Origin of the sequence: Yoonia sp. (assembly GCF_036007805.1) — a bacterium.
In the GTDB taxonomy this organism is placed as follows: domain Bacteria; phylum Pseudomonadota; class Alphaproteobacteria; order Rhodobacterales; family Rhodobacteraceae; genus Yoonia.
This window is the reverse complement of record NZ_DASYOK010000043.1, coordinates 26413-44266: the sequence shown is the minus strand read 5'-3', so window position 1 is coordinate 44266 and position 17854 is coordinate 26413. Positions and strand designations below refer to the sequence as shown.

Sequence of the window (17854 nt, the reverse complement as noted above, 5' to 3'; positions counted from 1 at the left end):
ACTGAGTCTTGGGAATCTGCACTGCGAAGGATTGCCAGTTGTTTCGATGCGGCGAAACACACCAAAGATCATCCTCACCAAAATCTAAGGAGACTATGTTTCGGCTCTTCATCCATCTATGGGTGATTTGGTAACCCTCAGCATTGAAAACAATCCGATCTGAACGACCCGATACCGTTTGCCCTAACCGAACCCTGTCCTAGAACTTCCGATCTCGTTTCAGCCTCAAACCGTCAACAACCGAAATCAATTGCTCGTAAAATCGCTCACGCGCAGACCTTTCTGCATCATCAATGTGGGAACGCTGAAATTCAACGACGTGTCCACTGGTTGTCTTAACGTCGGCGATGTGCCGTTCACCTGATGGCGCATGTTGCGCGACTTCGGTCCAACTCTTAGGGAAGCGGCCCTTCCAGTTCCTGTGCCATTCAGTTTCTTGCTCCCACCAATGATCACAATGATTGGTTCCCCTATGCGACCAATGCCAGACCCTTCGTGATCCACATCTCGCTACCATTTCTGCCCCACATGCTGGGCACTTCCCACTAGCGCCTGGATTGGCGTCGAGTCGAGTGTTGTTGGAAATTGCAAATCTCATCTAAAGAATGTGGTCACCAACTCTCGAGCATTCAATACATTGTCCGCAGACCTGAACTGCGGGCACGCGTTACCGAACCTAGCCAACTTACGCACGACAAATATGCAAGATCGGTCCGAAGCCGACTTCCACTTAACAATCGGATGCCGCGCCGCAGCTTCACCAGACCAGCCTTTCGTGCATCGCGCAGCATTTTCCAAGTGCGCGTGGACGAGTTGCTGGACAAACCTGCCGTTGCCCTTGCGAATGTTTGCTGGTGCAGCATTCATTTGCAGATGTAGCACACTCATTGATGGGTGGCAGTCTCTGTCGCAATACCGGTCATTGAAAGCCAGACTGGGGGCGGTATTTGAACTGTCCTATCGCCGCAACCGCGAGCGGCAAACGAGGAGCGACATCAATCCGCGACAGGTCCGGACCTGATAATTCTGAGCCGACTCCATTAAGGGGTTTATGCTTTGCCTCCGCACGAGGACATCTGTCATCCTGCTATACCGGAAGTTAATCAAGCACTAGGTGTTCGGTGAACTGATCGGTCTAATACGCTATAGGGTCAGGACCTGGATTAAAGATGTCACATCGCATCCAAAATTCTCGAACATCCCAACACTATCTTTCGCCCATTGAGTCTTGCAGGGTTTCGACAATCGGGGCGAAGAAATAGCTGATGATCCGTCTTTCTCCGGTGGTCACGTCAATCCGGGCGGTCATGCCGGGCCGTAGTGCGAATTGCTCTTCGCCAGTCTCAAGGTAGGGCCTTTCGGGGGTAACGCGGACGACAAAGCCCCATTGGCCTGTGGTTACTTCGGTCGAGTCAGCAGAGATATCGGACAGGTTGCCCTTTAAGAAACCAAATCGAGCAGAGGGGTAGGCGTCCAGACTGATGTTTACCTGTTGCCCGATCTCCATGAAACCAATGTCTTGATTGCTGAAAGTGCCGACAATTTCGACTTCGACATCAGTCGGGACAATTCGCATGAGTTCGGACCCTACCTCTGCGATGCCACCTACCGTAAAGACAGACAACTGGTCGACGATCCCGGACGCAGGCGCTGTCAGGGTTGCTGCGTCAATACGGCGCTGCGCGGCGTCAGCTTCTTGGGCGAGTGTTGCAAGACGGGAATCGATCTGTGCTCTGCGATCAAGGAAATTGCTTCTGAGTTCGGTGACAATGCGCCTGCGTTCCTGAAGTAGCGTCGCGCCTTGAGCGATTTTCTGGTCAAGTTCCCGCAGATAGACGTCCCTTTCGCGCTCAAGCTCTGCAAGGGCTTGCTGGGCATCCAGAAACGACGCACGGCTGGCGGTCCCTTGCTCCAACAACCGCTCGGTGATAGCAAACCGTTCGGTCTGAATATCAAGCGCCGCGCTCACCCGTGCAATATTGGCATTCGTGATATCCTCTGACCGCAGATTGGCAGTCTCACGCGCCTGAATTTGCGCAAATGACGCGAGCAGATCATCAATTTGGGCCTCAAAAAGCCGGCGCTGCTCGGTTGTGAACTGGTGTGATTCCAGTTCTAGCGGTATCTCAAACAAGGCGAGCGCCGTTTCAGCGAAGTTCGGGTCTGTCATATCAAGGCGCAATGCCCCGACATTGGCTTCGATACGTGCCATCTCTATTTGCAGGCGTTCGGTCTCTGCGCGAATGGTGCCCCAATGGGCGAGCGCTTCTGTCTGGTCGAGTTCAATCAGCACATCGCCCTGCGCAACTGTCGATCCGTTTCGCACGTTTATAGCCGTGATCGGCCCTGAAAATTCGGGCTGTACGACCTGAACCCGGCTGATCGGAACAACACGGCCTTCGCCGCGCGCCACGACCTCGACCCGAAAGACGAATGACAAGACGATGATAACGACGAAAACCAGCATCGTGAACCAGATCGTTGCGTGCAACGTGGGAGAGGTGATTTTCATCGGTTCCGAATAAACTGCCATTACAGTGCTCCGAAATCGACGACTTGATCGGGATTTTCAAAGTTGGCCGGGTTGTGGGTGATGATAACGAGAGTTGCGACGTCTTTCATTTTCTGAAGCTCATATGCCACGCGGCGCTGCGCCTCTTGATCCAGCGAACTGGTGGGCTCATCCAGAACGATCACCTTGGGCCCATGAATAAGCGACCTGGCAATCGCGATGCGTTGTCGCTGGCCGCCCGAAAGCGCGGAGCCGCGTTCTCCAACGTCTGTCTCAAGACCCAATGGAAGTTGCGCAATCAGCGTATCAGCCGCCACAACCCGCAAGGCCCAGACGATCCTTTCCTCTGTGGCGGTTTCCTCACCGAGGACAAGGTTTTCGCGCAAGGTCCCCGAAAACAGATAAGGTTCTTGCGGCACGTAAGCGATATGCGATCGCACGCTTTTAGGTTCATAGTCGGCGATGTTTTCATCGCCAAGCAACACATCGCCGGAGTTGGGAACATCAATTCCGGAGGCAAGCCGACCAAAGGTTGATTTACCAACACCAGATGGGCCTACAACCAGCGTCAGGGTGTTGGGTTCGGCCAAAAAATTGAAATTCCTCAGGATTGGCACGGCCGGGTTATAGGCGAAATCCACGGATCGGAACCGGAGTCGTGGCGCAACATTTGCAGGCAGCTTTGGAAGTTGGTCAAACGCTTCCATTGGCGTGTTCACAACATCGCCCATGCGCTGACGTGATACACGGACGTTCTGCCAGCTTTCCCACAAGCTGGAGAAATTTTCGATGGGGCCGGTGACCCTTTCGGCAAGCAGATGAAAGGCGATGAGTTGGCCAAGGGTCAATTCACCGGCAAACACCAGTTGCGAGCCGAAATAGATGATGCTGATGGTGATCGTCTTTTCAACGACAAACAGGAGCTTGTCGCTCCAGATATTGAGGATGCCGACGCGGTAGGACGCGTTCAGGGTTTCATTAAGCGTCTGATCGAGCCGCTCCAGCATTTTATTTTCGGCGCTCAACGCCTTTACCGACGCAATCCCCGAGATGTTTTCGACCATTTGGGTCTGGTGTGCCGCGCCCGCATCGAACTGCGTGCGCAGCCGTCGCCGTAGAAATGGTCCGAAGGCAAAATAGATCAGGATCTGGATGGGCAGCGCGGCCAGAACGATCCAGGTCAGTGTTGGTGATAACATGAACAACACGGCGATGTAGATCACTACAAAGATCAGGTCGAGGAAAACGCCTGTTGTCGTACCCACCAGAAAAGCGCGGATCGTGTCTGTTTCGCTGACACGGGCCATGATTTCGCCGACCGACCATTTCCTGAAATGGCTGAAAGGCAGCTTGAACAGATGTTCAAAAATGCGCGCGCCCAATTCGCGCGTTACCCGGTTTGCGGTCAGCATTCCCAAAAGCTCGGACAAGACCTGAAAACCAAGCTGGAACAGGCTTACGACCGCAAAAACAGCAACAACAACAAGCAGCGAAGCTTCGCGTTCGAAGGGCAGAATACGGTCGATAATGACCTGAAACACAAAGGGTTCAACCAGGCCAATCAACCGCAGACAAATCGCGAGAAAGATCAGTTCAAGATAGAGCGGTGTAAATTTCCAAAGCGTTTTGCCAAACCATGAAAGCGGTATTTCGCCGGAATTCTCATTCCTGTTTGTCATGGACAGCCGGCGGCTTGCGATGGGGTCGTGATAACGCAAGCGCCGGGCAGTGCGTCGGCGTTGGGTGATACGGCGATCACAATGAAATCATCCGGTCCGGGAAAGTCATCGGTCAGGCGGTTCATGATATCCGTGTCACTGACCTCGGCCAGTTCCTCGACAAGAGCGAGTGAGCGCCCAACGGGAAAACCGTCCAGCGCGCTTTGAATTTCCGATCTGGCCAGATCAATCACGAACTCCGAAAGCCCGGTGAAGCTTGTGTTGAGCGGCTGCTTGCGGTCCGCAAGTTCGCCTTCCGGGCCGGTCTGCTTGAAGTCGGCATATGCATCACGGACAACCTGCGCGGCATCGGCAAGTTTTGCGTCCTCGACCTCGCCTGTCATGAAAAGAATACGGTGATTGCGGCTGTAGTTCGCCATGCCCGCCCCAAAGCCGTAGGTCGCGCGCAACTGAGTACGCACGGCATCAAAAAGGACGCTTTGATCATCACCCCCCAGAGCATGCACAAGGATCAGGTCCTCGATCTCGCCGCCTTGGCTGGTCGGGGGGAGTCGCGCAATAAAGGCAAGATTGGTGACGGTGGCATCAGGCATGTGCAACAGGATGCGGCGTGGTGACAAATTAATGGAAATCTCCCGGGGGAGCTGGGGTGCTGCTTCGGGCAAACCTGTCAAAAGCGCATCAATCGCCGCGCCGGCGGCGTCTGCGTCAATTGCGCCGGTCACAACGATGGCCTCTGGTGTGCGGGTGATTGTGCTTTGATGCCATGCAACGATATCAGCGCGCGAAACGTCCGAGAACGTCGCCGGGTCGTCAAGAGACAGGGCGTTGCGCATAGGTGCCTCGCCAAAGACCGCCCATCTCGCGGCATCAAAGCTTGCGTGCGCGGCCTGTGCCTGCGCTGCTGTCATGCTCTCTGTCAGATCATCGCGGATACGTTCGAACCATACCTGATCAAGAGCCGGTGCGCGCAGATGTGCATTGGCGATTTCGATGGTCCGGTCGATCTGATCTCTCGCGAACGTCAATTCGCCAATGACGTTGTCGTTGGCGGCGCCATAGATGTCGCCCTCGGAGTTCATGTCGGCAAAAAGTTCGCCCACCTCTCCGGCCTCGAAACCCTCCGCACCGCCCATCAGGATCAACTGCATGCCGATATAGGGTGCGGCCTTGTTGGTGTCTGCGCGATACCCCCAGTCGCTGGACCAAGCGACATGGATGGATACATCTTCGGTGTCAGGCATAGTGATCAACGTATAGGCGGTGCCACCGGGACTTGTCTGGCTAGTTGCCTGCAGGGTGCCATCCTGACATGCCGCAAGCGCGAAAAAAGCTGCCACGAATGTGAGTGTGCGGATCATCAAAAAGTGTCCTTTGGCCCGATAAAGGCAATCGCGGTACGCCCGTCTGTTACAAACTGGCTGAGAAGAAGGTTGGTCGTTACGTAAGAAAAATCACCGTCAAGCGCCTTGAGCGCAGATTGATCAAGGGGTTCTCGCTGGAAAGAGACGCGGTCTATGACATAGCCGGCCATCCAGTCCGCCGTTTCGTCGGTGTCTTCCCAGTTGGGCCAGAAATCATCAAAGCGCCCCAAGACACGGTCATAGGTTTCCTGTGGAATACCGCCTTCTGCAAGCTGCGCGAGTGTTGTTTCGAATGCCTCTTGCAGGTCCGCGATCTGCACGCCTGTTTCCGGGGTCGCTGAAAAGCTGATCTCGATGCTGTTGTCGTCAATTGGCCAGATATTGACGTTGAAGTGCCGGGCGACGGGGGCGTCAAACCGCAGCGGCCCAGCAAGGCCACCGGGCAGGTTTGTATCAAGGATGTCACGCAAGAGAGCTGTGTGTGCTTCCAGACGGTCAAAGTCCATCCGCTCCGGTAGGTCGACAACACGGCGCCAGATCAGGCGTGGTGTCGCGTCGTCATTGGCAAAAGTGAAAACGCGTTCCGCCCGCTGTTCCGGTTCAAATTCAATCGGCGCAAGGGTTTGTGCCTCGCGGGGGATGTCCGGCCACTCTGCTTTACGCAGGGCACGCTGCAGTTGCCGATTGCTTAGGTCGCCCGTGACGATAAGCGTTGCCTTGCCGGGTTGATGGGTGGCTGCGTGAAGTGCCATCGCACTTTCATAGGTAAACGATCTGATTTCGTCGCGCGTCCCGATGATCGAGCGCCCAAGCAGGCTGCCTTCATAAAGAAAGGCGTTCATTTCCTCGGATGCTTGGGCGGTGGGATTGCCGGCAAGGGCAAAGTCATACTCACGCAGCACAATGTCCCGTTCTTCCAGTGCAAAGGTTTCAGGCAGCTCGATTGGATCGAAAATCCTTTTCAGCCGCGTCAACAACTGCGGCAAATCATCGGTGGTCCCGCTAAGCCAGTAAGCAACCGCATGGCTGCTGGTCCATGCATTCGAATGCTGATTTGCACTGCGCGCGCCGCCTATCGCATTGAGCCAGGCAAGATGCTCTGTGTAATGCAACAGCCCGGGCGCACCTTCTGCAGTGGGAAAGATCACCTTGACGGTCACGCGATCCTGACCGTCGTTGACAAGATGCGTGGCCGCAGAGTGCGGCGGGGTAAACGCGATGAATCCGCAGACTGCAACCAAAACGGCAGTGATTGCCCACAAAGACCTATGCCCTATTGCAGCCGCAACCTTTCCTGCCAATCCGGTAAGAGCAACTCTGATCATTCTATTTTCCCTTGACGAGAAGTTTAGACTGGTTTGTCTGTATCAACGTGCAATTGCCTTGCAGCCATCACGAGAAATGACGCAGTAAACAACAATACAATTAGGCTCAAAACGACCGAGATAACCTGCCCCACTGTGTCATTCTGGATCATCACCAGACCAGTAAACAAACATGACAGAACAATTGAAATGAGTATCATTTCCTTGTTGAACCGACGTGACATTCTCCATCCTTCGATCAGCGATTTCCTGAGCGGCTTTTGTGCGTGCGAGACGGGTATATGCGTACTTGCCCGCAAGAGCACCCAGTTGAGAAGAACGGAAACGACCCAAACCGCCAAGCCTGTCTCTGCGAAGCGCACAGTGTCTATCCCAAACATATCAAGTGCTAGAACCACGGCCGAGAGAAACAGCACAGCCGCGATAACCACATAGAGCATCAGCAGGGCGGCCGACGCGAAGTGGCGCAGGGCAACTTCTTTTGTGACGCTGCCCTCAGTAAGGATGCCGTTTTGCAGCGCGAACAGGCTGATAACAAATGAAAACATGACCAGATAGACCAGCCCAGCCGTGGCTGTGCCCGCAGGTCCCGGCGCAAAACCAACCACCCAGTCAACAGTGACGAAAACGATCAACAAGATGCCCAACAGGATGGGGTATGACCTGATAAGCTGTAGCGATTTTCCGAAGGCGTCAAAACTAAGCATTGTTGCTTCCCTTATGAATGAGGTGCCGGCCGGGCAAATGCCCGACCGGTCTTTTGGCGGTTCTTACCAGCGGGTGGTGCCGGATGCGGGGCATGCAACCGATGCAATGCCTTCGCCGACGATGCCGACCGCACCGCCGATGGCGCCTGCACGGCCGCCCCGGTTTGACTGGGCCTGACCAGCTGCAGAGAGTGAGCGTCCCAAATTACACATCGCGGACACGTTGCTGTTGTTGGGCGCCGAGCGGGTTGGCGCAGGCCCGGCAAATGTTTGGTTGCGTGTGCCGCGTGGATCGCTGGCGGTGCATGTGTTGCGGCTGTTGCCGCCACCGCCGCCGCCGCCACCACCACCGCCACCGCCAAAGCTGACGGTACTGTTGAGGTCGTTGAATGCCGATTTGTAAACGTTTGACATTTGCGTGTGTTCCTTTGCCACGTGAGCAGGATGTGCTAATTGCTCATTGTTGGTGTTTGCCGAACATTCCTTTGCCCGGCGGCTCAATATGGCGGGGGGGAGCTGTAACTCCTTCCCGCCGACTACGCCTTGTTGCCATAACAAAGGCGTATTCGGGGTCGGCGCTAATATCGCCAGAAATAGCTTACTGACATTGTCGGACTGTCCAGGGTGTAGACCTGATGGAACCAACCGGCCGGTTGTACCAAAAGTTCGCCCGGGATCAGTTCAACCGAAATACACTTTGCGTTTCTTGCATCCGGGTAAATGTCATAGTCAGGGGCCTCGGGTTTGAACCAGCAACGTTGATAGTTGTTATAGGCCTTGAGGGGATAAAGGCTGTCCGCTTGATCCGCGGAATACAAATCCAGCCGTTTTTTGCCCATGATCTGAAACAGGAAACCCGTAAGGGGATCGCGATGCAGGTGGGTTGCGGGAATATCCGTGCGTACAGACCCGAACCACAGTTGCGGCGGGATAAAGTCCTCGCGGCTGAAGAACACAGGGCCGAAGTCGTCCCACATCTCTACGGGCAGTGCGGACCCTTCAGTATATGGTTTGAACAGGCCTTCAGACATGACCAGTTCCGGGTTCGCATCAAACTTGCTCATATCCTCGACAAATTCACGCAAAGTCAGGTGCTGGTCGTCCGAGCGCACACAAACTACGACATCCGCATAGCGGTCCATAAGCCGCTGGAGCGTCCAGTCGCGGCAGGGTGGATCGGGCTCCAGCCCCGTAATAATGACCGGAAGGCTGTCCTCCATTGCCTTCAAAAGCTGCATCTGGCTGGGCTGGTGCAGGCGGGGGATCTGCGTGAGGTCACGATAGCCTTTCGCACGGTGGAGCCGTTCTGCCTTGCGCAGGCGCGCTTGGGTCCAGTTGCTTGGCCGTAGGCAGGACAACCCGACAACAAAGGCAAGCCCAAGATCGCCGGTGATTTTCATCGTTCCCAGAATGTCCGGGCTGCGCCAGTCGAGGAATTCGAATTCCCGGAACATCCTCTCAAGTGTTTTGATCGGAAAAACCATTTCGGTGTCTGCGTCATAGTCTGACTCAGGGCGATCTATCAGCAATGTGTCTGCGAACCTTGCGCGAAAGCCAAGATGTGGGTGTTCTGGGACCGCAAAACGCACGGTGCCTTTGCGGTTCTCAGGGTTTTCAAAACCGCCCTGCAACAGGCCGATAAAGCCCGCCACGGTTGCCTCTGGCGTTTGAAAGTTTTGCTCTGGGTATGCGATGTTCATGCCACAGCCTCTTGCCTGGTTTTGCGCAGGTTGACGCCGGTCCAGCGATTGATGCGCCGCACGCTGTTGTCGGGGTTGCGTCGCAAGCTGGTTGCGATGTGGTTGGGGAAAATGTTGTGTGTCATATCGTTCATGACCTCGCGAATATTGCCGTAAGGCGTCACCCAGTCGTTGAAAAACAGGTGTTCACCGCAATTCCATTCGTGCTGCATCAACGCACGCCCAGTGTGATGGACCTCTTTTTCGATGTCGTTTGACAGCCATGCCCATGTGACCATAGCAGTGGGCAGGCCGTCGTCGGTGACGTAAAAGCGCGCTTGATTTGCCCACAAGGCGGGCAGGATTTCGGCTCTGAAGTAATCACCCAAAGGTTGCTTGCTGTGATATTCTGACTGCGCCAGTAGCTCTGTGGCGTAACCAACCGATCCATAGTAATCTAATGTTGCCATGTGACTTGCTCCTTTCGGGCGCTGCGACTGTGGTGCGCGCAAACGGCCACGTTCGCGCCAAACCTCTGGCGCAGGGTTCGCTGCAAAGCCAGGTGATCACCAAAGGGGGCTGTCTGATGGGTCAGCGTGACCTGATTGGTCTGTGGATCACTTTGCCATGTTGCATATCCGATCGGCCGCTGATCCTGCCGCAACGCAACAAAGGCGGTTTGTTTCTGCAGGTTCTCTAGGACCTCCTGATAGTAATCGCCGATCTTCTGCTCTGACCGACCTTGGTAGAAATCAATATCAAGCAGCGCCATGGCACCAATTGACTGATAGGCAGTCAATGCAGACGGCTCAGAACGTGGGAAGGGTGGGAGGTAGTTTTCCAGTGCATCTGCAAACCCTGCGAGCGTTTCAAGCGGCAAATGCGTCATGCCATTCTTGCCGCTTGCAAACATGTCCTTGATCCGCTGGACGGTTTCGTCAGGCTGCGTTGCAAGGTCGTTGAAAATGCAGACCGCCGACAGGCGTGCAAGCGGATAGTTCAACCGGTAGTGATAGGGGCTTTGCGGCGCTTTCAGACCTGCGACAATCGCCGCGCAGTCCTGGCCAAAATAGCGGCCGTTGTCCTCAAACCAGTAATGCATAAGCGACTGAAAACAGGCGCGATCATAATGGTAGACATGTTGCATCACGCAAAGCTCGCCCAGAAAAGCGCATGTTTCGCGCGCGACCGGCGGCATGTGATCATCATTGCTCAGGATCATTTGTGCCGCGTGGGCGGTTTCGTGCGCGAGGCACAATAGATCATTGGGAGTGCCCTGCCATGCCATGACGATGTGCAGCGTTCGCGTGTCCGGGTGACGGAAAGTGTGTGGCGCATCAATCTGGTCAGGGGTACGCCAGTCAAAAAGGACCTGTCCAAGCTGCGGATCAAGTCCGCGTCGCGCGCTCGGGTCCAGAAGTTCGCACAGCGCGGGACGTACGATCGCGTCGAACGCATGCTGGCGGTCAATTGCGGGCTCATCCTGCAGTTGATCAGCGCAGAAAGATGACCAATGAGCCGGCACCTCTGCCAAAGCGCCAGCATTTCTGGCTTGGATGATATCATTCACGAAGTCTGTGGTAAGACCGTGATTTTGCAACCAGAAAGAAAAATCGTCCATGACGCACACGCCAAATTAAAAATGAAGTCAACTTCAATAAAATCTCGAGGGCACATTAAGGTCCAATTCATTGGACAGTCAACCGGGGATAAATCCGTGAAAGAGGCCTGATTTTATTGGAGCAATCAAAAATACGGTCAAACATTCCGGATCATTCGCAGTTCAATAAGCAGCCCCAAAAATCCTTCAAAACCAGTATGCTTTAGGCTGGAAGCAGTTGCTTTAGGCAAATTAACGCTTGCATGATCGGGCGGGTGACCTGTCGGGAATGATCGACATGCGACAACATACCACAAGTTAAATTCAATGCCCCGGGAATGCCGGACCGACTGCAACCTGAGGAGGATTTTGCTTGATTGAGGCAAAGCCGGATTCAATCCGCCGACTTGAGCGGAGTCCGAAACCAGGGTCGTCAATCCTGCCATAAAACTGAACCCTGTTCGCGAAGTACAGCCGATCAGATCGCTTCGGTTTGATGATGGCTGAGGATGCCCAATAGGCTATGGAGATTTCTTGCTGGGGGCTGCTCAAAACCGACGAGTCCCTTTCCGCATTTGAACGCGCCGTCGCCCTGAACCCAAACTGCTCGCTGGCCTATGGCAGCCTTGGCACGTTGCTCGGCATCCTTGGACGCTCGGACGAGGCCATGGCCAATCAGGAAATCGCCATCCGCTCGAGTCCTCTCGACCCAAGCATTTTCTTCCGCTTTTTGGGTCTTGCGTTGGCGCACGACATGGCCGGGCATTACGCTACGGCAACGAATGGGCGGAGCGCGCGATCCACCGGATGCCGCGGTGGTTTTTCGCGCACTTTATCTTGGCCGCGAGCCATGCGGCGCTAGACCACCAAGAAGACGCGACCAATGCCATCAAATCCTGTCTGGACATCTCGCCCGAAATCTACGCCAAAGACCTTGATCTTGTTCGTCCAAAGGACGCCGACATGCAAACGATGTGATGCGGGAGGCATTGGTGAATGTGTGGGGGAGTGAGCGGACAGGACAGCTCACGGCCCAAACCTGCCGTGCATTGGCCTCACTGATGCTGCGCTGTGGCTCCCCAAACCGGCCATCCAAGCGCATTGCAGCATTTTTACAGGTCAAATATGATTTTGGTGCAGACTATCGGGACGCTATTCATGGTTTGCTGCGGCCAATCGCACCAAAATCTGCTGTCCTGAGGAAACGACACATGTTTGATCTAGTGTTCTAGGCTGTTCCGGTAGATGAACGCAGTCTGGCTAGACGCGGGATATTCTGCATTATGGGCGATCACTTAAAAGGTTTGGTTATCACGACACTCGGCATCTTGCTGTTGGTGCCAGACTCGCTTTTTGTAAAGGTGATAGAGGCTGAACCAATGGTCACAGCTTTCTGGAGAGCTTTGACTGCAGGGGTCTTTGTCTTCCTGGCCTTGCTGTTAATTCGGGGACTACAGGATTTTCGAGCTGTTCTACGAACTGGCTGGCCGGGATTGATCTATACCGTGCTGATAGCAACGACGGCACCGGCCTTTGTCCTAGCTGTTGCCAATACAAGCGTGGCCAACGTCGTGTTCATCTTGGCCACTATGCCCATATTTGCGGCAGTCTTCAGCCGCATTTTTCTAGACGAACCCATTCGCGCGCGCATGGTATTAACCATGGTTGCAGTAATCCTTGGACTAGCGATCATCGTCTATGGTTCCAGCTCAACCCAGACTGCTTCGTGGAAAGGGGACATCTGGGCCGGCTACGTTTCTGCGGCAATGGCAGCCGCTTTAACAGCCTTACGGACGGTAAAAGCGACATCGATGATCCCAGCTATTCCAATTGCCTTCATCGGTGCCGCGATTGTGATCGGATTATTTGTTTCACCAGCCGAGCCATTTGAAACGCAATGGCCATTGTTCTTGGGACATGGCGCATTCATCGCCGCAGCGTCATGCCTTCTCGCTCTTGGGCCCAGATACATCAGCGCATCCGAGGTTTCACTTCTTTTCCTGTTGGAGGCGGTATTGGCGCCGCTACTCGTGTGGGCAGTGATTGGAGAAAACCCCGGCTCATGGGCGTTGGCTGGTGGTGCGGTTGTTATAGGCGCACTTCTGGTGTCCAACCTTTACGCATTGGCCAATCAGAAATAGGAAAACCAACAGGTCGGCTTTGGGCTCGTTCCTGCAGTTTGCCGCAGTCAGCATGAATTTCCGCTGTAGGGAAACGGCGTAAACTTTGCAAAGGTCACTATCTGGGCATTGCTGACCTTGGTGCATCGTGCAGCATTTCTGACTTTGGGGCTCACTGCCAACTTTCGCTGCAAGCTGTCTGAAAGTCCGCTTTTGGTATACAGGGCTACTCAATCCATGCATGTTTTCGAAGTGGCCCGAGAGAGGCGGTGACCCGAGCGCGCCCCACTGGCTTGTAGCCCAAAAAGCCGTGCATGGGGTGGGGTGCCCTGGGTTTGCCGTGTTTACCGGGTTTGGTACGGCTGCTGGGGGCAGCGGGGCTGGTTAACATAGCGATGCTGCAGCATTTCACTAAAACGGACGTTCGATTTTCTAGGGTGCAATCACCGCTGGGCGGCACGAAGTGTGAATTCGCTGTGTTTGCACGGCTGGTTGCTTTGGTGAACTTTGTGGACCTCCATATTGCGTCGCAAACGGATTGCGCATCTCCTGCGGTTACGACATTGATCCAACTCGATAATCCATCCATTCCTTCATTGAACGCGTAGCCCTCGACATGACGTCTTGCACGAGATGACTGATCTTGGAGACCGTCTCAAATTTCCGAGCATAGCGTAGAGCCTCCGCCTTAACTCCAACACAACCGGCCAACCCGAGACGTATAGGCTCGGCTATTTTTGAAAGTGCAGTTGGTGTCATCCACCGTCAGCGTGCCCGGTCGTTGCGCGAGGTTTCAGGACCACCTCCATCTTCCGCCTTACGATCTCTACCGGGTCCGGGTTTGCGATACTTTCAACAAGATACCTGCCCGCCTCCATACCAATTTGCTGCGCCGGAATTTGGACAGTGGACAAGGCGGGATACATATCTGCGGACCCCGCAAAATCACCGATACCGACGATGGACAGGTCCTGCGGGATCCGCAGGCCAAGTTGCATCGCAGACGACAGCGCGCCCTGCGCGATGATATCATTGCCGCAAATCAGACCGGTAATGCCTTTTTGTTCGCTCAAGAGTTCGTGGCAAACAGACTTTGCGTGTGCCACGCTATAGGGTGAGCGGACGCGCCATGCGTCGGGAATCTCAATTCCGGCATCGCGCAGCGCAAGTTCAACCGCCTCTAGCCGGCCACGGGCCCTGTCGTTTTCGTGTGTTGGAGGAAAAACCAGCCCAATGCGCCGGTGACCAAGCGCAAGCAGATGGTCTGCGGCTACACGCCCCGCTTCGCGGTTGTCGGACCCGATGCAGGAAATCCGTGACGACTTGGCATAGCTCCATGCCGCAACAACAGGCACATCCTGCGAAGCCAGAAGCCGGTATGTGTCGTCGCTGTGATCAAGCCCGACAAGGGCAATCCCATCTACGCGATGTTCCAGCAGTTTGCGCAGAACCTTATACTCGGCCGTGAGGTCATAACCATGGGTCGCCAACACCAGCGTAAAGCCAAGATCGACTACGGTATCGTTGAACGATTGGACCAGTTCCGCAAAGATCGAATAGTTTACTGTCGGCACGACAAGGCCCAGCGTTGCACTGCGCCGACCATGTATCATTTGGGCGGCACGGTTGCGCACGTAACCGGTTTTACGAATCGCCTTTTCGACCCTCTTGAGGGTTGTCGGATTGACGAGATCAGGATGATTCATCACGCGGGATACTGTGGCAGCAGAAACACCCGCAGCCTTTGCTACCGAAAGGATATCTACTTTATACGATTGTTTTTTCATCATAATTCAGTCTGGTTTTATAATTTTATGAAAACGTTTGCAATACTGTTTTCATCCCGTAGCCTTGGATAGTCAGATGATCAGCAGGAGCGCTTTGAATGTCGATTTCCGTCACAACCAGCCGCGTTGATGCATTGATGTCACAGGCGCGTGCGGCACAGGCGGACTATGAGGCGCATGGGAGTCAGGCGCGCTATGACCGTGCGGCCCAAGCCGCCGCATGGGCCATCATGGAGCCTGTGCGGAACAGGATGCTGGCGGAACTTGCCGTAGAGGTCACGGGCCTTGGAAATGTCCCCGACAAGATAATCAAAAACCACCGCAAGACGCTTGGGCTGATGCGCGATATCGCGGATGTACAGACTTTTGGAATCCTGTCCGACAATGCCGCAACGGGGATCACCGAAATTGCCCGACCGCTTGGCGTGATCGGGGCCGTTGTCCCTTCGACGAATCCCGCGGCCACACCTGCAAACAACGTCATCAATGCGCTCAAATGCGGTAACGCGATCATCCTGTCCCCTTCCCCCAAGGGCGTCAGCTGCTGTGAGATGTTGCTCGGGTTTATCCACGCGGAATTCGACAAGATCGGCGAGGACAAGCGGCTGGTCCAGATGATCCCCCCTCCGGGCACAAAGGCGGATACCCAGCGCCTGCTTGAACTGGCGGATCTTGCGGTTGTCACGGGCAGTCAGGACAATGTACGCCGCGCCTATTCCAGTGGGACGCCTGCGGTCGGTGTCGGGGCCGGAAACGTGACGGTAATCGTTGATGAAACCGCCGATCTTGCGGCGGCGGCGGCAAAAATCGCCGCTTCAAAGACATTTGATAACGCGACATCGTGCTCTTCGGAAAACGCGCTAGTTGTCGTCGATGCGGTTTATGATGCCTTTCTCGCAGCGATGGCGGCCGAGGGCGGGGCGCTGGTTCCTGCCGCGAAAGCCCCCGGAATTATTGCAAAGCTCTGGCCCGACGGTCACCTGAACCGCGAAGTTATCGCAAAGGACGCGGATGTTTTGATCGAAAAACTGGGGCTGACAGGGTCAGTCCCGGCGGGCACAAAATTCATCGCGGTCGAAACGGATGGCATCGGACCTGACCACCCTTTATCGGGCGAAAAACTGAGCCGGGTTGCGGCACTTTACCGTGCCCGCGATTATGACGATGCCGTCGCAATAACAAAGCGTGTTCTGGCGTATCAGGGGGCGGGCCATTCGATTGGGTTGCACACTGCCGATATGGATCGGCCTGTCGCACTTGGTCGGCACATGCCGACCTGCCGTGTCATCGTCAACCAGGCGCATACATTTGCAACCGGCGGATCATTTGAAAACGGCCTGCCATTCTCGCTTTCGATGGGGTGCGGCAGCTGGGGCGGCAATTCTATTGACGACAACCTGCATTGGAAACATTTCATGCAGCGCACCAAGGTGGTCCGCCCGATCGCTGCGCGCGAGCCAAGCCTTGCCGATATTTTTGCGGGTTATTGGGATAAGGCCGGGAAATGAGTGCCACGGAAAAATCCCCCCCCAAGGGAACCGTTCGCAGCTGGGTTGACCGGCGCGCTGACGAACAGGGCGCTGATATCAGCCACTATTTCCTCGATGCAGACCCGCTGACATGGCGGGAGCTGCGTATGCAGGCTGCAAGCATTGCTTGCAAGCTCGCGGGCATGGGCCTATCCAAGGGTGATAGCATTGCGCTGATGTTGCCTAATAGTCGCCAAAGCATCCTGTGCCTGTTTGGCGTGCTTTACGGTGGCTTTCGGGCCGCAGTGATCAACCTTGTCGCAGGTGCAGAAGCGATGGGCTATGCCCTGTCCCATTCCGACGCTGTTGTCGTTTTGGTCGGCGAAAATCAGGTGGACCTGCTGACCGCCGCCGCCGCTGCGCATGACGTCCATCCGCGCACGGTCATTGTCGGACAAAGCATCTCCTGGCCCGATGACACACCAAACGGCCCACTGGCAGACCTGTCGGCGTCGGATCATGCGCTTTTGATGTATACCTCGGGCACAACAGGGCGACCCAAAGGTGTATTGCATACGCATGCCAGCCTGCTGGCAGGCGGATGGACCACAGTTTTGGCGCATGACCTGTCACCGCGTGATCGTGGGCTTTGCGTGCTGCCCATCTATCATATTAACGGTCTTTGCGTGACGGTCATGGGCCCTCTGATCGCGGGCGGCTCGGTTGTCATATGCGAAAAATTCTCGGCCAGCCGGTTCTGGGCGATCTGCGCAGAGCAACAGGTCACGTGGTTTTCGGTTGTGCCGACCATCATTTCGCACCTGCTTCATGGCGAAACGGATCCTGACGCTGCAACCAAAGCCCGTATCAGGTTTGGCCGGTCTGCCTCTTCTGCGCTGGCGGTTGAGACACAGGCGGCGTTCGAGCAGCGTTTCGGCATCCCGATTGTTGAAACTATGGGCCTGACGGAAACCGCGGCGCAGATATTGTCAAACCCGTTGCCGCCGGGGTTGCGCAAGATCGGATCGCCGGGCAAGGCCTATGGCAATGAGGTCGCGATCCTGTCAGACCAGCAGGAACTGCTGGGCGCGGATATAGAAGGCGAAATCGCTATTCGTGGCCCGAATGTCATGCTTGAATACTACAAGAACCCCGAAGCGACACGCGCGACTTTCACCAAAACAGGCTGGCTCCGTACCGGCGATTTGGGACGAATTGACGCTGACGGCTATGTTTTTGTCACCGGTCGCCTGAAAGAGCTGATCATCAAGGGCGGGGAAAATATCGCACCACGCGAAGTTGACGAAGTGCTCTACACCCATACGGATGTCGTTGAGGCTGCGGCCTTTGCACGCCCCTGCGCCAGTTATGGCGAACGGGTCGAAGCCGCGGTCAGACTGCGGGACGGGGCCACCGTCGCGCAATCCGAGCTTCTTGCGCTTTGTATGGAGAAACTGGGCAAATTCAAATGCCCCGACGTGATCCACATACTGGAAGATTTGCCTAAAGGACCATCTGGCAAGATCCAACGATTAAGGCTGGCTGAGATGACCGCCTGATCGATGCGGTATAACTCTTGGAGGAGAGGGATGCCGCGCAACCAAACCCGGAA

Annotated in this window: 15 protein-coding genes; 4 read left to right on the top strand and 11 right to left on the bottom strand. The window is 55.3% G+C overall.

The window, feature by feature from the left end:
• Positions 1–199 precede the first annotated feature (199 nt).
• The 10 genes from VGP75_RS20575 to VGP75_RS02565 form a co-directional block, all read right to left on the bottom strand.
• Positions 200–598 carry a competence protein CoiA gene (locus tag VGP75_RS20575; protein ID WP_414727760.1) on the bottom strand — a complete coding sequence of 133 codons (399 nt, stop codon included), beginning with the start codon at positions 596–598 and terminating at the stop codon, positions 200–202.
• A 609-nt stretch (positions 599–1207) separates the two neighbouring features.
• Positions 1208–2533: an HlyD family type I secretion periplasmic adaptor subunit gene (locus VGP75_RS02605; protein ID WP_327542164.1), complete on the bottom strand. Its 1326-nt coding sequence runs from the start codon at positions 2531–2533 to the stop codon at positions 1208–1210.
• Positions 2533–4191, bottom strand: a complete 1659-nt coding sequence (locus VGP75_RS02600; RefSeq protein ID WP_327542163.1) for a peptidase domain-containing ABC transporter — start codon at positions 4189–4191, stop codon at positions 2533–2535. Before VGP75_RS02600 ends, VGP75_RS02605 begins: the two co-directional genes overlap by 1 nt.
• The gene (locus VGP75_RS02595; RefSeq protein WP_327542162.1) at positions 4188–5552 is read right to left on the bottom strand and encodes an insulinase family protein; all 1365 of its coding nucleotides are present in this window, start codon (positions 5550–5552) and stop codon (positions 4188–4190) included. The genes VGP75_RS02600 and VGP75_RS02595 overlap by 4 nt, the downstream gene beginning before the upstream one ends.
• On the bottom strand, positions 5552–6880 hold the full coding sequence (locus tag VGP75_RS02590; protein ID WP_327542161.1) for a M16 family metallopeptidase: 1329 nt from the start codon (positions 6878–6880) through the stop codon (positions 5552–5554). Before VGP75_RS02590 ends, VGP75_RS02595 begins: the two co-directional genes overlap by 1 nt.
• A gap of 23 nt (positions 6881–6903) precedes the next feature.
• Entirely contained in the window at positions 6904–7587 is a 684-nt protein-coding gene (locus tag VGP75_RS02585; protein WP_327542160.1) for a hypothetical protein, read from the bottom strand.
• A 63-nt stretch (positions 7588–7650) separates the two neighbouring features.
• Positions 7651–8001, bottom strand: a complete 351-nt coding sequence (locus VGP75_RS02580; protein ID WP_327542159.1) for a hypothetical protein — start codon at positions 7999–8001, stop codon at positions 7651–7653.
• A 164-nt stretch (positions 8002–8165) separates the two neighbouring features.
• The gene (locus VGP75_RS02575) at positions 8166–9287 is read right to left on the bottom strand and encodes a cupin-like domain-containing protein (protein ID WP_327542158.1); all 1122 of its coding nucleotides are present in this window, start codon (positions 9285–9287) and stop codon (positions 8166–8168) included.
• A complete protein-coding gene (locus VGP75_RS02570; protein ID WP_327542157.1) occupies positions 9284–9736 on the bottom strand; it encodes a toxin-activating lysine-acyltransferase in 453 nt (150 codons plus the stop codon). Before VGP75_RS02570 ends, VGP75_RS02575 begins: the two co-directional genes overlap by 4 nt.
• The gene (locus VGP75_RS02565) at positions 9724–10887 is read right to left on the bottom strand and encodes a hypothetical protein (RefSeq protein ID WP_327542156.1); all 1164 of its coding nucleotides are present in this window, start codon (positions 10885–10887) and stop codon (positions 9724–9726) included. Before VGP75_RS02565 ends, VGP75_RS02570 begins: the two co-directional genes overlap by 13 nt.
• 502 nt (positions 10888–11389) lie before the next feature.
• On the opposite strand from VGP75_RS02565, the gene VGP75_RS02560 reads away from it, so the two are divergent.
• Both VGP75_RS02560 and VGP75_RS02555 read left to right on the top strand, forming a co-directional pair.
• A complete protein-coding gene (locus VGP75_RS02560; RefSeq protein ID WP_327542155.1) occupies positions 11390–11728 on the top strand; it encodes a tetratricopeptide repeat protein in 339 nt (112 codons plus the stop codon).
• Between the two features lie 421 nt (positions 11729–12149).
• Positions 12150–13007, top strand: coding sequence for a DMT family transporter (locus VGP75_RS02555; RefSeq protein WP_327542154.1), 858 nt, complete (start codon positions 12150–12152; stop codon positions 13005–13007).
• Between the two features lie 734 nt (positions 13008–13741).
• On the opposite strand, the gene VGP75_RS02550 is transcribed toward VGP75_RS02555, so the two are convergent.
• Positions 13742–14773, bottom strand: a complete 1032-nt coding sequence (locus tag VGP75_RS02550; RefSeq protein WP_327542153.1) for a LacI family DNA-binding transcriptional regulator — start codon at positions 14771–14773, stop codon at positions 13742–13744.
• Between the two features lie 98 nt (positions 14774–14871).
• On the opposite strand from VGP75_RS02550, the gene sauS reads away from it, so the two are divergent.
• Positions 14872–16281 carry an acylating sulfoacetaldehyde dehydrogenase gene (gene sauS, locus VGP75_RS02545; RefSeq protein ID WP_327542152.1) on the top strand — a complete coding sequence of 470 codons (1410 nt, stop codon included), beginning with the start codon at positions 14872–14874 and terminating at the stop codon, positions 16279–16281.
• A complete protein-coding gene (locus VGP75_RS02540) occupies positions 16278–17801 on the top strand; it encodes an AMP-binding protein (protein ID WP_327542151.1) in 1524 nt (507 codons plus the stop codon). Before sauS ends, VGP75_RS02540 begins: the two co-directional genes overlap by 4 nt.
• The last annotated feature ends 53 nt before the right edge of the window (positions 17802–17854 follow it).

Coding starts and splice junctions, on each gene's coding strand:
- VGP75_RS20575 (WP_414727760.1), bottom strand. CDS start 598: ATGAGATTTGCAATTTCCAACAACACTCGACTCGACGCCAATCCAGGC.
- VGP75_RS02605 (WP_327542164.1), bottom strand. CDS start 2,533: ATGGCAGTTTATTCGGAACCGATGAAAATCACCTCTCCCACGTTGCAC.
- VGP75_RS02600 (WP_327542163.1), bottom strand. CDS start 4,191: ATGACAAACAGGAATGAGAATTCCGGCGAAATACCGCTTTCATGGTTT.
- VGP75_RS02595 (WP_327542162.1), bottom strand. CDS start 5,552: ATGATCCGCACACTCACATTCGTGGCAGCTTTTTTCGCGCTTGCGGCA.
- VGP75_RS02590 (WP_327542161.1), bottom strand. CDS start 6,880: ATGATCAGAGTTGCTCTTACCGGATTGGCAGGAAAGGTTGCGGCTGCA.
- VGP75_RS02585 (WP_327542160.1), bottom strand. CDS start 7,587: ATGCTTAGTTTTGACGCCTTCGGAAAATCGCTACAGCTTATCAGGTCA.
- VGP75_RS02580 (WP_327542159.1), bottom strand. CDS start 8,001: ATGTCAAACGTTTACAAATCGGCATTCAACGACCTCAACAGTACCGTC.
- VGP75_RS02575 (WP_327542158.1), bottom strand. CDS start 9,287: ATGAACATCGCATACCCAGAGCAAAACTTTCAAACGCCAGAGGCAACC.
- VGP75_RS02570 (WP_327542157.1), bottom strand. CDS start 9,736: ATGGCAACATTAGATTACTATGGATCGGTTGGTTACGCCACAGAGCTA.
- VGP75_RS02565 (WP_327542156.1), bottom strand. CDS start 10,887: ATGGACGATTTTTCTTTCTGGTTGCAAAATCACGGTCTTACCACAGAC.
- VGP75_RS02560 (WP_327542155.1), top strand. CDS start 11,390: ATGGAGATTTCTTGCTGGGGGCTGCTCAAAACCGACGAGTCCCTTTCC.
- VGP75_RS02555 (WP_327542154.1), top strand. CDS start 12,150: ATGGGCGATCACTTAAAAGGTTTGGTTATCACGACACTCGGCATCTTG.
- VGP75_RS02550 (WP_327542153.1), bottom strand. CDS start 14,773: ATGAAAAAACAATCGTATAAAGTAGATATCCTTTCGGTAGCAAAGGCT.
- sauS (WP_327542152.1), top strand. CDS start 14,872: ATGTCGATTTCCGTCACAACCAGCCGCGTTGATGCATTGATGTCACAG.
- VGP75_RS02540 (WP_327542151.1), top strand. CDS start 16,278: ATGAGTGCCACGGAAAAATCCCCCCCCAAGGGAACCGTTCGCAGCTGG.